The sequence below is a fragment of the Dehalogenimonas formicexedens genome (assembly GCF_001953175.1).
Classification (GTDB): Bacteria; Chloroflexota; Dehalococcoidia; order Dehalococcoidales; family Dehalococcoidaceae; genus Dehalogenimonas; species Dehalogenimonas formicexedens.
Genome location: NZ_CP018258.1, coordinates 1665464 through 1679160, shown reverse-complemented (window position 1 = coordinate 1679160; position 13697 = coordinate 1665464). Strand labels below are relative to the sequence as shown.

Sequence of the window (13697 nt, the reverse complement as noted above, 5' to 3'; positions counted from 1 at the left end):
AAAAAGCGGGGCGCACACCCCGCTTCCTGCGTTGGTTGTTTTGTGAGTTCAAGCGTTCAGTTTTGGGTTAGACCGCGACAGCTTCCCGCGCTATCTTTTTGGCAATCCTCGGCATCTTGGGTTTCTCGGTGATGGCTTTGGCCTCGGCTACCGCTTCCTCGACTTCTTTGTCCGGTTTGATCGCTTCCGGTTCCTTCGGCGTTTCAGCTTTGACCGGCTCGGCTTTCACCGGCTCCGGCGTTTTGGCTTCGGCCTGTTTGGGCGCTTCGGGCTTCGGTTGCGGCTTGCCTACCGCCATCGGCATGACGACCAGTTGAAAGCCGTCAGCCTTGAATAGTATCGGCAAACTCGGCTCGGTGACGTGAAACTCCACCATGCCGCCGCAGGCTTTCAGGGCGTCCCTAAAGAAGCCGCCGTCAAGCCTTACCCGCATCGGTTCGCCCGTTGTCTCGGCGGCTATCTCCGTTTCGCCCTTATCATCGGTGGCGGCCATGATGACCTTGCCGCCGCCGAAGTTTAGGTCTACCGGAGCGCCTTTGACATCGGACAGCACCTTAAGGCTGGCAATCGCCCGGAGCGTTTCCGTGGCTTCGAGGTTAACAGTCGCCTTGAAGCCTGTCGGGATGAGCGCCTTGTGGTCGGGATAGTCGCCGGACATTCCAGACCATCGGTAACGGATAAGCTCCGTTTCGAGGATAAGGTATGTCCGCTTGGTGGCCTCGTCCGTTTCAAAGGCGAGGCGTACCCGCCTGGCACGCTTTAGCGCCTGGGCGATACCCCGTAGCTCGTCCCGATGGATGACCGCCGTCCCTTCGCCCTCGAAGTCGAGTGTGGCGATGGCGAGGCGGTAGCCGTCGGCGGATACCATGTCGAGCTTGCCGTCCTTTGCTTTCAGGCAGACGCCCTGAAGGACTGGCCGCGAGCTTTGGGATGAGGTGAAAGTAAGCACCCGTTCCAATGCTTCGGAAAGCTCCAAAGCACCGAGGTTCGGTACTATGGAGTAGCGGGGACTTACTTTAAGCTCGCAGTAGCCGGAGCTTGTCTTGTCGCCGGTCCATTCGTTGTTGGTAAGGTAGGCCGTGTTTGCGCCGCAGACTACCTTAAGGCATTTACCAGTGACCCGCGATACGCTGGCATCACCGCCGGACGGGACAACCTTTATGACGTTGCTACCGCCCAATGCTCTAAGGTAGGTAAGGAAGCCTTTGCGGCCAAGGGTGAAACCGAGTAGATTCACCTTATCGGCCAAGGCTCGATTCAGGGCACTGATAACACTTTGGCGCTGTGCGATAAAACCCTCACCTGAACGCTTGCCCTCGATATTCAATTGTTCGATAGTTGATACCCCCTTTAGCTATCCGGCGGTGGGCAATTCCACCGGCTTCGCATAGTAGTAAGACACCCATTAGCCGCCGTTCGCTGGCCTAATGAATGCTCCCACTTATACAACCGCTAAACGGGGTCAAAACCTTACCCACAAATAGGAATTATTTTTTGTTCACGTTTGCGCCACTTGGAAAGGTACTTATATTCGGCATTTTCGAGGGTGACGCCCTTTACCCGCTTGAAGGCAATCTGGATTAACCGCTTGGGACAGCTTAGAAGGAAGGTTCGGGCATCTACCCAGGCATCGAGGTCGAGCGCTGAATCATCGGGCAGGACTGTGGCAAGGCCGGTATCATTGTCGGCGTCCTCGTCGCCGTCAAGACTTAGCATATTGGGACTACGTTTCTTTGTGCGCCAGTAGTCGGCCACCTCGAAAGAAGCAATCCGGTACATCGCCGCTTCGGGTAACGGCAAGCCGCCCTTGCGGTTTTGAGCGTCGGCCAATTCCATCATTATTGAATGCCTTACGTCCGGCCTATCCTGTGGCGGTATTTTCCACATAAAACGTTTGGCGACCATGTAATAAAGAAGCCAGTCACCGGTTAGCCGGTTATAGGACGTGGGCGGATTATTTTGATCGTCCGGATAAGATAGTGTCGTTCTCAATACTTGACCCCCTTTCAATGAGGGGGCAAGCGTTCAGGTCAAGGATTATCGCCTATTCAGTTGGTAAGGTGCTGGCGGTATCAAAACCAGCACCTATCATGTAACAATCTTTGCGTTTGTTCAGCTACAAAATGAACCTATATTTACGACACTTCCCCCGCCCACGATGAAATCACGGACAATCCGGTTTAGCTTTGGAGTGACCTCAGTTAAACAATAAGGAAGCTCTCTATTGCTCAGCAATTCGCTCTTTCCGGCTGGTGGTTCGTCTCATGGGGAGTACGCACTGCACAATCCGGCTGTGAACGGGGCGATTGTGTGATCGAAGTGTGACAGATGGAATTACTTTGCTGAAGGGTTAAGAAGGCTTCTTTAAGCGCCACAGCGCTTGGTATTTGGGGTGCCGCGGCCTTACCGGCCGGCGGTTTTGGAGACTAAGCCTTTTGTGGGTTTGCCCAGGCGCTGTCGCCGGCGTCATGGCCAGCCTTAGTCAGGTGGTAGTATTTCCGCGGCTGCCCGGGCGGGAAGTTGTCTTGAAAGGCGGAGGGTTCGGTGTTGCCGGTGAGCTCGACCCAGCCAAGCCTTGTCAGCATCGAAAAGTAAACGACAAACGAATGGTAGCGGCAGGCGATGGTTTTATAAGGTGTTTGCGAAACATACTTTTGAAAAAGCTCGTCGATCTGGTCCGGCGAGATCGGTTTCCCTTCTTTTTTAGCGAGCTTTTCAGCCTTCCTGATGGCTAGGTCCATGGAGTGTTCGTTAATGAGTGCCAACTTGTAGGAACGAAAAATCTCCGACTGGGGGGCACCGATATCAGGGTCTATCTCTGGTGATCCATGCGGCGCCCGGCCGGAGAGGTATTCCCTGATAAACCAGCCGCAACCGAACGGCCGCAGGAAGCCGCCCTTCTTAGGCTTTAGTGGAACGACCATCGCCCTTCCAAAGATCATCGTACCAGCGGCGGTGTTCCTCTCCGGCGACTTTGCGGTATTTGGCGGTGGTGTCGAAAGACTGATGCCCGAGGTGTTCCTGGAGCATCCGCAGGCCGTCGCCGGAGTCGTTGCGTTTCACCGCAAAAACGGCGAAAGCGTCCCGGAGCTTGTGCGGTGAGACGTAGTGGGCCTTGCCGGATTCGTTATTGATAATCCGCGGCAGCCCGGCTTTCTCCCCAAGTGTTTTAACGATCTGCCAGGCTCGATGCCTATTGATGCCAAAAAGGAGTCGTTTGCCGTTACGATTGACCGGACCGCCGCGCGAAATGTATTCCTTGATTAAGGAGATGAGCTCGTCATCTAATGGGAGAATCCGCTGTTTGCGGTGATCCCTGAGTTCCTTAACCGCAACTTCTACCTTATCGCCGCACTTCGGGCAGAAGACGGATGTTAGACCGAGAGACGCGCCGCATTTCGGGCATTTCAGCTTGATCCGGCGCTTCAAGTGCTTGATGGTCACCGTGCCGTTATTGAGGTCGATGTCGCCAACGGCGATTCCTAGCGCCTCGGAGATTCGGCAGCCCATATGGAACAGCATCGTTACCAGCAGCCTGTCACGGAGGTTATTGGCGGCGTCGGCCAGGCGGTTGAGCTCTTCTAATTCAAGGTAGGCTTTCATTATATGTTTCGGACTCCGCAAGCTGAGCGATAGTGGTGTCATTGGCAGCCTGTGCTTCCCTTAGCGCTTTTTGGCGCTTTAGATGAACATCAGCGATAATCGAGGCGAGTATTCTGAGGCCGGTCTCCAATACATCTCCCCCGACCTGATACTCTCGATATTTTCTCCGGCTTTTTGGCATGCGACCAGACTATCACACTTTATCTCCTCCGTCGAAGCAGATAAACGATATGCTGTAAATATTGACAGTCACCCTAAAACGCAATAAAATACACCATATCAACGTATCTAATAAACGCCAAACGCAGAGAAGAGGAAAATTATTATGCCGAAAAAATACAGCGTCGAGGACAGGGCCGAGTGGCTCATATTATCGGAAAAAGGTGAATCTGAAGCCAAGATCGGGAACGACAAAGAGATCGATCTGCGTACTGTCAAGGCGGGTATAATTCAAGCTCGGCGGGAACGGGAACGAAGAGAAGCCAACGTCAGTTTGATCCGCGACGCCCTCAAAAGGCACCAGGAACAACTGCTCACGGAACTTTCAGCTCTGGCTCGTTCTTTAGAGCCTTCGGCGGTTGAGGCGGAGGCTATCTCCTGGTACAAGCGGGAACCGATCTCAGTCTACATCGACAGAGAACAGGCAGAGACGCTTTTCATCAGTGAACTCTTCCCGAAAACAAGCGCCGAAAAACAGACGCCCCTTAAGCAACATCTCGGCAGATCCAAACTTGCCCGTGAACTTTCAAAGTGGCAAAAATCTAATATATCGCACCTGCTGGCCCGGATCGGGCTTCAGTACAAGACAATCGCCTTAATCAAAGAGAAGACCGGTTTGCCGGTGGTGTCGGAGAACAATGAGTTCAATGATCCATTTATTTTCAGCTACACCGCCTGCCGTGCTCTCTACAAATACGCCCTGCGTTGGCGCATCGAGAAGGATCATGAAGAGTCACGCAAGAAGTTCGACGTTGAGTTGGAGAGCGGGATGGTCATTAATTCTGAAACACATTGGGTTTCCCTTTTTAAAACGGTGCTTGCCGAAGTCAAAGGCGGCGATAAGGTTAAGTGCCGTGCTGATCTTCTTGCAGCCTATGAAGAACTTAAGAAAGCGCCAGAACTTGAAGCGGTTGCCATGACCCTCAAAAAACTTGAGACGATTGGTATGACACTCAAAGAACTCATCACGGAATATATTGCCCCCGGCTTGCTGCCGGGAAGTTGCTCGGTCTGTGAACGCATCGGGATTTGAGCACGATTCAGGGAAGGAGTGAGGAGGTAACGACATGAAAGCAGCGCTGTATTGCCGAGTATCAAGCGAAGCGCAGGATACCGTTCTTTCCCTGTCAGCCCAGCTTCGGGCACTAAGGGAGTTTGCCGGTAAAAATGGATATGAGGTTGCTCGAGAGTTCATTGACGAGGCCGAAAGCGGGCGCTCGACCGACCGTCCCGCCTTTAAGGAAATGATCTCTGTGTCGCGGCTCAAACCGCCTCCGTTCGACACGATCCTTGTCTGGAAATTGAACCGCTTCGCTCGAAACAGAGGCGACTCGGTCACTTATAAGATGCTTCTTAAGAAACAGGGCATCTCGGTGGTGTCCATCAGCGAGCCGGTCGATGATTCACCCACCGGCCATCTGCTCGAAGGCATTATCGAGTCGGTCGATGAATTCTACAGTCTGAACATGGGGCAGGACATCCGCCGCGGCCAGGCGGAGAATGCCAGGCGAGGCTTCTACAATGGTTCCAAACCGCCCTATGGTTACCAGATCGTCAAGGTGAAGGATGGGGAAAAGCTGAGGAATAAGATCGAACCGCTGCCGGAAGACTCGGTACCCGTCCGAGTCGTTAAACTCCAGTTTGAAATGTCTTTGAGTGACAAGGGCTGCAAAGCCATCGCCACGAAGCTCAATACCCAGGGTTTTCGAACCCTCAAGGGAGAGCGCTGGGGCCGGACCACCGTATATAAGGTGCTCGCCAACGAAGCCTACGCTGGCGTCTCCGGCTGGGGATCGGTCCGCCTGGAAAACGCCTGGCCTGCTATCATCTCCCGCGACGAATTCAATCTCGTTAAACAGAAGCTGGGGAATAAAAGCCCGCTTGCCGCTCACCCGAGGACCGTCACCAGCCAGTACTTGTTGTCCAGCCTTCTATTTTGTGCCTGTGGCCACTCCATGTCCGGCCACAGCGCCAAATCCAGCAGCTATGCCTACTACCAGTGCCAGCGTAACTTCAAACAGGGGAAGGAGGCTTGTTGTTCACGCAGCCTGCCCAAAGACAAACTCGAGCGAATTATTTCCGAGAATCTCAAATCAACGATCCTTACTGACGACAATCTCGAAAAACTCGTGATGTACACCAATGAGGATATTCGATCGAGCCATCGTATCATCCATGATCGTTTGGAGTGTGTTGATGCTGAACTCAGGGAAGCCGGCGCCCGTTTGTTAAAGCTGTACGAGGCAATCGAGACTGGGATAGTCACTCTTCACGATCTGGCTCCCCGAATCAGGGAGTTGCGGAACAAGCAGGAAGAGTTGAGTAAAGTGAGGGTACAACTCGATGCCGACGCAGTGGTCGAGAAACAGGAGCAAGTGAATCTTCAAAAGGTCAAGTCGTATGCCGGTGATTTACGGGTCTTACTTGACGAAGGCGATGTGTTGAGCCGGAAAGCGTTCATCAAGACTTTTGTGAAAGGGATTACTATCGAAGGTAACGAGGCCAAGGTGGAATATAGGCTCCCGTTGCCGGGAGGGGAGACCGAAACAGTTCTACCTATTGATACCTTTGGTGGACTAACCTTTCAACTTGATGCTAAATCCAGCCTCTTCAAGTGACAAGGGATAATCCTGCTTTAAACCTTCTCGATCTGCTTTCTCTATTGCTTTATCAAGGATCGAATGGAGTTTTTGCCGAACCGAACGTTCATTAAAGTCTACGCAATCTGAGGATATCTGGATCCTCTTAATGTAAAGCTTCCTTTTGTAACCAGGCTTTTTTGAGCGACATTCTTCAGCAAGTTCTTCAAGATAAGCTTCAGCCATCATTCGCCCCAGCAGCCGCAGCCCATTTTCAGGCGTATACACCAAATGATCATGGCCATGATCAGAACTTGAGGTGGCTGGAGGTACTTCTGCTCTTTTTTTGTCGGGCAACGCCATTTTCTCACCTACGGGCTCACAGTATCGAAGCGTCACACTGCCTGCCATGATGAGCTTCAGAAGCCCGCGGTTAGAATAGTATCTTCGGCATGATAACTCCACCAAAGGAGACGATACCGAGAACTGGCTGGTTTCATAATAGCCCTGTCGCACCGGCCAGGGTCTTTTCAATAACCTTCCCGTGGCTTGCCCCAAAAAGTGGGCCCGGTCGATGCCCTTAGATAGCTTCTAAATAACGTTTGCTATTTAATTACAAGTTGGCCAACACCCTAACGGCGGAAGAACCATACCGAAATTGGGCACTGACGACTACCCCTAAACCTATTCCTTGGTTCTCAGCGCAATGCCCAGCGCCCCTGGCCCACTGTGAACGCCCAGCACCGGACCCACCTGGGCGATGATTATGCGGGCTTGGGGGATTGCCGTGATACTAGCGGCTAGCTCTTTTGCCTCATCGGGAGTGGTGCTGTAGATAATTGCTAGGTCTTCGATATCTTTAGCATTTTTTAGGAACTCTAACAGTTTTTCCTTGCCCTTGGTGCGACTGTGCGCCTGGGTCGCCGGCACAAATTCACCCTCTTTGAGTGTCAGCAGCGGTTTAACATTCAGTATTGAACCGAGCATTGACTTGGCCTTGCCAATCCGGCCGCCCTTGGCTAAGTATTCCAGCGTGTCAAAGAGGATCAGTAGCCTGGTACTAGGCACCATCTTTCTGACGGCATCGGCGACTTCAGTCAATCCCTTGCCTGCTCTGGTCATTCTGGCGGCAGCGATGACAATCAAACCCAACGCCATTGTTAGGTTCTGTGTATCAATGACTTCAATAGGGCAATTGACATTGGCCAGCTTTTTGGCGTGTTCGGCGGAGTTGATTGTGCCACTCAGTTTGGAAGAAATATGAATAGAGATAATACCGTCGGCTTCCTTGGCAAGCTGGTTATAGACTTCTACGAAATCCTGCGGGGTGGGCTGGGAGGTGGTAGGCAGCACAGGCTCATGAAGAAGCTTACGATAGAACTCGTCCGCGGCTATATCGATCCCGCCACGATATGATTTACTTCCAAAGATCACGTATGAAGGTACTACCACGATGCCCAGATCTTTTACCAACTGAGACGGAATATCAGCGGTGCTATCGGTAACTACTTTAATAGCCATATTAACCCTCCTCTTATAGTCGGATACGACCAATAATGTCAACATAATACAGATATGCGGGCCTAATCAAGGTCGCGAACTATATCATTTCCCCTCCCCCTTTTCAACCAATATCACCTGGATTGGTTTGATTGAGCACACAGTCTTGTCCCTATGATGAGGTATCACTGAATCTAGCCCAATTATTTCTTTGTTTCCTTAATTTTTAGCGGTCGTGACCATCCCATACGAAACCAAACCCTTGCCTTCCAATCCCATAAGCTGACTATGGGGTCTGTCATTTTTTCGAACAACCACCGTAACGCCTCTTTGATTCTCATCACTCCCTCCTTCTAAGTTGCTAATTGACTATTAATAGGGATTTGCTTTACAACATTCTCCCTCCTATTTCCGGATCGACTTTACAGCCAGTCGTTGTTTCTCCTGCCAGGTGTCGACCCAGACAATCAGAGTCGGTAATACGAACAGGGTGCTGACTAAGGCAAAAAAGACATTGATCATGGTGACGATGCCGAAGTCACGAAGTATCAGAAAATCCTTGGCGATCAATAACGCGCCAAAGCCACCGATTATAGTAAGTCCTGAGGCGATAATGGCACGACCGATCTTGGTCATGGCCGTGGTCATCGCTTCCTCTGGTCCTTCGCCCTTGCGCCTCTCTTCGTAGTACCGCATCATCAGCAAGATAGTGAATTCAACCCCGATACCCAAGATCAGCGCTCCCAGGGTAGAGGTGAGGGGAGTATATTTGATTCCCAATAGATACATTATGCCGCTTGACCAACCGAGAATAAGCCCTATGGGCAGGACCGCCAGAACGGCGCGCAGCAGATTGAACTTGAAGAGACCAAGGAGAACCAAAAAGATCAAGCCAACTCCTATGAGGGTCATCTGTATCCGCCCCCCGGTCAGGGCGTTAAAGAGCTCGATCCCGATTATGGGCGTTCCTGTCAGGATGACATTTACGCCGGCCGGAGGGTTGACTACATATCCGGTCAATTGGTCCCTGAGCTCCTGAATCTTGGCAATCTCTAACTGCTCAACGCTAATCACAAGATTACCGGCGGTGTAATCATCGGTGATTAAGTTCCTCTTGATGGGTACAGGAAGTTGCCCCAAGATCTGCTTGACCTGCACGGAGCTTTGAGGCATCACTCCGCCGGTAGCCTGCAGAATTAGGTCAGCAATACTGCTAGTGCCAGTAACAAACTCGGGCTGCTCCGAGGTAATACGCTGTTCCAGTTGCACCATCCAGGCTATAACCAACGGATCAGTGATGTCCTTAGATTCGACCAGCATATTGATTGAACTGACTCCGCCGGCTATTTTCTCAAGAGCCAGCAGATTCTTTACCGCTGGAACATCCTGAGATATAAACTTGGTCTCATCGGTTTCGGTGGCAATGTAGGAGTCACTTATCAGGCCACCGATGGTCAATAATAAGGCCAAAGGGATGATGATGGCTGTATTTCTGATCACCCAGGGTGCAAGGTGTTGGAGACCCCTTTCCACAAAGCCAACTTTCTCCTGCTTCGCCTTGGCCATTCCTTTGTTTATTGTGGTTTTGGTTGCATTGCGTCGATCATGCAGATACAGGATACCCAGAAGTAAAAACAGCGCTACAAGGTAGGCGGCTATGACGCCAATAATCAACATAAGCCCGAAATCACGGACCATGGGAACAGGCGAGAAGAACAGAGCGGCAAAACCAAGAGAGGCCGCAATAATAGCGATACCAATTGACGGCCCAATATGGGTAACAGAATCTATAATGGCTTCAGCTACAGTTTCGCCTCGCCTGGCCTCTTCGTCATAGCGGTTGTGGAATTGGATGGCGTAGTCTACCCCAAGGCCGATTAATATGGGAAACACTGCCATGGTAACCATAGTTATAGGAACGTTGATCACGCCCATAATTCCAAAGGTATATATGATTCCAATAAGCACAATACCCAGTGGCAACCATCTCCAAGCAAAGAAACCACGAACACTGAAGACCACGGCCAAGATTACAAGCATTAACAGTATAGAAAGCAGGAACATATTGCGCAGGCTGCTGGACATCATATCTTCTAGCTGGCTAAAGACAGCAGGCATACCGGTGACTACGGCTCCAACTCCGGAGAAACCGGCAGTGGCGACTATGTTTTCAACTTCTTCGCTTACCAGTTTTTGGCCATCCAATGACAAGTCTCCCTTGAGCACTATGGCGATCAGGGCGTGCTGGCCATCAGGCAGGACTCTGCTGAATTGGGGCCGAATCTGGCCATTCTCGGGATCTACGACTATGGACTGAAGTATTTTGGGGTCAAGCGGTAAAACAGGGGTTCCAGTTTGTTGTGCAACCGCCTGTTTTATGAGAAAAGTAGGTCCTAGAGCCGAAACAACGTTTGGATTGTTCCCCATCTGGTTCTCGATGGTCTCCATCGCCGCCACGTTGGCGGGCTGCAGTAGTTGAGTCAAATCATTTCCTGTCACCAGGACTACTACGACGCTGCTGCCGAAATGCTGGTTAAACCTCATGTAATCTTGGTAGGTCTGAGAACCGGTGGATAAGTAGGTTTCAACACCGGTAGCCAGCTTGAGTTGTGTGGCACCAAAAAGCGAGGCAATAATAAGTATTACACTGACAGTGATAACCAGTACGCGTTTGCTTTCAATGAAAACGCCTAACTTTCGAAAATACCGCTCCATCTATTTTCCTTTTCTTAGTTAGTTAGTTATTACCTTATTAGAGAAGGTTAAATCCCTGGAAGACGGCCGCAGTAACCACCAAGCCAATTACAAACCCGGTTACTAACTGCAAAGGAGTGTGCTCCCCCAGCTGGTAGCGAGAAATCCCCAGTACCGGGATAAGGACGGCAACAACTAACGCTGGTGGGCCGAATACGATAGCGATAGAGGTGACCACGCTGGTGAAAAGAGAAAGGTGGAAGCTGGCTCGATAGCGTAAATTTATAAAGGTAATCAATAGCGCTGTTGCGCTGAGCCCAATCAGGGTAGCCATAATGCTCGGAGGAGCGTCGAGAGAAAAGAGTATCAATGCGCTGGGCAGGCCGAAGAGGCATATCAAAAAAATCATCTCTCTGGATCGCTCTCTAAAAAGAGAGCGATGAGTTACCTTGACCCCGGTAGTACGAGCAACTAGAACAACCCTCGCCTGCATATACAGGAGGGGGAAGAGATAGGCTGGTAACAGAGCTATGACACTCCATTTAACCCAGTCTTCCCGGCTGAAGCTCACGGCAAGCAACACCACCACCGGTACAAGGATTACATAAGGATGCAGCACTTGGGACACTATTTTGGCGATTTCGCCAGTCTTAATTTTGGCGCTTGCCATGTTTCAACCTCATAGTGTTATTCACGGTTAGCCTCTGCAATCAATTGACAGATGCCGTATTTCCGTCTGGTTAGCTACTTTCATTAATCCAAATTCCATAAATAACCAAAATATTGATGAAAAAAAATTAAAATGTCGGTGTTTTTAGAATATTCCAGACATCGCGGGTAAACCGATGCAGCTTGAATAAACTGTCACGGCTTAATCCCTGCAGCGATGCTTCATATTTTTCGGCGTATTCCTGATAAATACCCAGAAATCTCTGAGTTTCCTGATCGGTATACGATAGCCCCAGGATGAGCCCGGCCAGTATACTCATGCGCAACTTGCTGGCCGGCGCCTTCAGTAGATTATCCACTGAGCTTTGCTCAGTCAAATTCTGTTTGGATTCTCTGAGTTTCAGTAATAAAGCCGTCATGACTTCGGTGCATCGCACAAGTGATGAACGCGGTTCTGGCATCCTGGCAAGTAATTCGTTTAAAATATCCTTATAATCGTTCGCCTCTCCCCTGCTCAAGTTCGTTAGGACGCGAGTTTTTATATCATCCCACTCATCTTGCTCCCGTATGTCACCTGCCAGGTGAGCGAAAAGCTCGATGGTTTCGGCAGTAGGAACGAAACGTATACTAGACCGTCCAGGCCCAGCAGTCTCCTTCGGCGTATCGTACTCTGAAGTCACCATACCTTTTTTCTCAAGGAGCCTCAACATATCATAGGCTGTAGAGTTGTTCAGACCCAGTCGATTGGCAATGACGCTATAGTGAACAGGCTCTTTCATGTCCCGATAAGCGTCGAGGAGCTTACTGAGAAAAATCTTCTGCCTAAATGTCAGTTTCATAACCTTATTCAACCCCAGCGATGCGCATTATGCACTGGAAATATATATTTTGTGAAAAATCAACCGGCCAGCAACCTTTTTATCTCCGGTATGGATACCTGAGCGGCCAATCGACCTTGAACGATGCACTCTTCAGCACGATGGAAATCACCCCAGCTAATGTGTGTAACTTGAGGCTCTATGATAACATCGGCGCCACTGAGACTGGACTTTAATCTCTGGCTACTAATAATGTTTACCGTTTGGATCGCTATACTAAGTATATTAGGTCCATTTTTCCTCCGATTATTCTGGCTAGCACCCAAAAACGTATTTTGACCATTCGGTATTACATTTACTGCGATGATAGGGTCTGCCCCCATATCCTTGAGGATTTTTACAGGCACCGGATCGAGCAAACCACCATCAACTAAATATCTTCCTTCTAATTTACTGGGAGTAAGTAAAATGGGAATAGAGCAACTCGCCCTCACACCCTCTCTCACTTTGCCCTGCTTAATTACGACCTCTTGATTGCTATTAATATCAACCGCCGAACAAGCAAATGGTATCTTCAAATCCCCAAACTCAACATCGCCGATAATCGATCTTAACATGTTTCCAATCTTCCGCCCGCGAATCAAACCGTATTTTGGTAACACGGGATCTGCTAAAAAGGAAAACCTCTTTAAGCCCAATTCTATTGCTAGATGTTTCATCCGGTCAATGTCCTGTCGCTCTGCGTAGACAGCACCGATCAGTGCTCCCATGCTCGTACCGGCAAGCATGTCGATGTGGATCTCTTCTTCCTCTAACATCTCCAGTACGCCGATGTGAGCCAGTCCTCGCGCCGCGCCACTGCTAAGTGCCAGCCCGATTTTTCTATCCTTAAGCAAACTACCCAATGCCCCAGCTCTCACTGTCATGGTTTTACTTCATGTCACGTTCGTGTGTCACAACTTTGATACAGCTAGAAATTTCCAAAGTAACCATAATATATGGTACTATACGTCAGGAATGGTGTCAAATTTCCCGGATGTTAAGATCGATAAATGCATTGTTGAGGAGAGCATGATTAGGGATTGGAGCGAATTAACTGGGCTAACCAACGGTTCACCGATCACTGTTGAACGAGTGAAAATTGCCGATAGCAATATCGCGATCGAAGGGGAATTTGCTTTACCACCACTAGCTCAACTCGGGAGGGAAGATCAAGTCTTCATCATGGCTTTCGTCGGAGCCCACGGTTCGATGAAGGAAGTGGGACGGCTCTTCGGCATCAGCTATCCAACGGTCAAGAACCGTCTTGTTAAGGTCGCCAGCAAGTTGAGAATGGTGGAGATTAACTCGAAACTTACAGCTATGTCTGAGCAGGAAAGCCTGTTGGACATGCTGGAACAGGGCAAAATTAATGCAGATGAGGCTCTAAAGAGGCTTGCATGAGGGAATAATTAATACCCTTTGTTTAGAACGTAACTGTATCTACGACGTGGAGACGGGGTAGAGAGCCTGTCTTATAATTCAAGCCAATTTGGTAAAATTGGGCCAATCAGTAATGAGGTGAGCCCAATGCCGCTGAGACCATTAAACCGCGAACAAGCATGGATGTTGCCCC

At 50.2% G+C, this 13697-nt stretch carries 13 protein-coding genes; 3 read left to right on the top strand and 10 right to left on the bottom strand.

Annotation, left to right across the window (positions count from 1 at the left end; genetic code table 11):
* Positions 1-67: 67 nt before the first annotated feature.
* The 4 genes from Dform_RS08800 to Dform_RS08785 all read right to left on the bottom strand — a co-directional run bounded on the left by Dform_RS08800 (position 68) and on the right by Dform_RS08785 (position 3603).
* On the bottom strand, positions 68-1249 hold the full coding sequence (locus tag Dform_RS08800; RefSeq protein ID WP_225973673.1) for a DNA polymerase III subunit beta family protein: 1182 nt from the start codon (positions 1247-1249) through the stop codon (positions 68-70).
* Positions 1250-1470: 221 nt separating this feature from the next.
* On the bottom strand, positions 1471-1992 hold the full coding sequence (locus tag Dform_RS08795; protein WP_076004675.1) for a hypothetical protein: 522 nt from the start codon (positions 1990-1992) through the stop codon (positions 1471-1473).
* Positions 1993-2426: 434 nt separating this feature from the next.
* Positions 2427-2924 (bottom strand): hypothetical protein, encoded by a 498-nt coding sequence (locus tag Dform_RS08790; RefSeq protein ID WP_076004674.1) that lies wholly within the window; start codon positions 2922-2924, stop codon positions 2427-2429.
* The gene (locus Dform_RS08785) at positions 2902-3603 is read right to left on the bottom strand and encodes a tyrosine-type recombinase/integrase (protein ID WP_076004673.1); all 702 of its coding nucleotides are present in this window, start codon (positions 3601-3603) and stop codon (positions 2902-2904) included. The genes Dform_RS08790 and Dform_RS08785 overlap by 23 nt, the downstream gene beginning before the upstream one ends.
* A 325-nt stretch (positions 3604-3928) precedes the next feature.
* On the opposite strand from Dform_RS08785, the gene Dform_RS08775 reads away from it, so the two are divergent.
* Together Dform_RS08775 and Dform_RS08770 are read left to right on the top strand one after the other, a co-directional pair.
* On the top strand, positions 3929-4855 hold the full coding sequence (locus Dform_RS08775) for a hypothetical protein (RefSeq protein WP_076004671.1): 927 nt from the start codon (positions 3929-3931) through the stop codon (positions 4853-4855).
* Between the two features lie 34 nt (positions 4856-4889).
* On the top strand, positions 4890-6440 hold the full coding sequence (locus tag Dform_RS08770; protein ID WP_076004670.1) for a recombinase family protein: 1551 nt from the start codon (positions 4890-4892) through the stop codon (positions 6438-6440).
* On the opposite strand, the gene Dform_RS08765 is transcribed toward Dform_RS08770, so the two are convergent.
* The 6 genes from Dform_RS08765 to Dform_RS08740 all read right to left on the bottom strand — a co-directional run bounded on the left by Dform_RS08765 (position 6399) and on the right by Dform_RS08740 (position 13008).
* Positions 6399-6812: a hypothetical protein gene (locus Dform_RS08765; protein WP_145925562.1), complete on the bottom strand. Its 414-nt coding sequence runs from the start codon at positions 6810-6812 to the stop codon at positions 6399-6401. The two genes, Dform_RS08770 and Dform_RS08765, sit on opposite strands and share 42 nt — an antisense overlap.
* Positions 6813-7085: 273 nt before the next feature.
* Positions 7086-7922 (bottom strand): DegV family protein, encoded by an 837-nt coding sequence (locus tag Dform_RS08760; protein ID WP_076004668.1) that lies wholly within the window; start codon positions 7920-7922, stop codon positions 7086-7088.
* 384 nt (positions 7923-8306) lie between these two features.
* Positions 8307-10616, bottom strand: coding sequence for an efflux RND transporter permease subunit (locus Dform_RS08755; RefSeq protein ID WP_076004667.1), 2310 nt, complete (start codon positions 10614-10616; stop codon positions 8307-8309).
* 37 nt (positions 10617-10653) lie between these two features.
* Positions 10654-11265 (bottom strand): hypothetical protein, encoded by a 612-nt coding sequence (locus tag Dform_RS08750; protein ID WP_076004666.1) that lies wholly within the window; start codon positions 11263-11265, stop codon positions 10654-10656.
* Positions 11266-11392: 127 nt separating this feature from the next.
* Positions 11393-12103 carry a helix-turn-helix domain-containing protein gene (locus tag Dform_RS08745; RefSeq protein ID WP_076004665.1) on the bottom strand — a complete coding sequence of 237 codons (711 nt, stop codon included), beginning with the start codon at positions 12101-12103 and terminating at the stop codon, positions 11393-11395.
* A 59-nt stretch (positions 12104-12162) separates the two neighbouring features.
* On the bottom strand, positions 12163-13008 hold the full coding sequence (locus tag Dform_RS08740) for a patatin-like phospholipase family protein (RefSeq protein ID WP_083635429.1): 846 nt from the start codon (positions 13006-13008) through the stop codon (positions 12163-12165).
* A 145-nt stretch (positions 13009-13153) separates the two neighbouring features.
* On the opposite strand from Dform_RS08740, the gene Dform_RS08735 reads away from it, so the two are divergent.
* Positions 13154-13525: a DUF2089 family protein gene (locus tag Dform_RS08735; RefSeq protein ID WP_076004664.1), complete on the top strand. Its 372-nt coding sequence runs from the start codon at positions 13154-13156 to the stop codon at positions 13523-13525.
* Positions 13526-13697 lie beyond the last annotated feature (172 nt).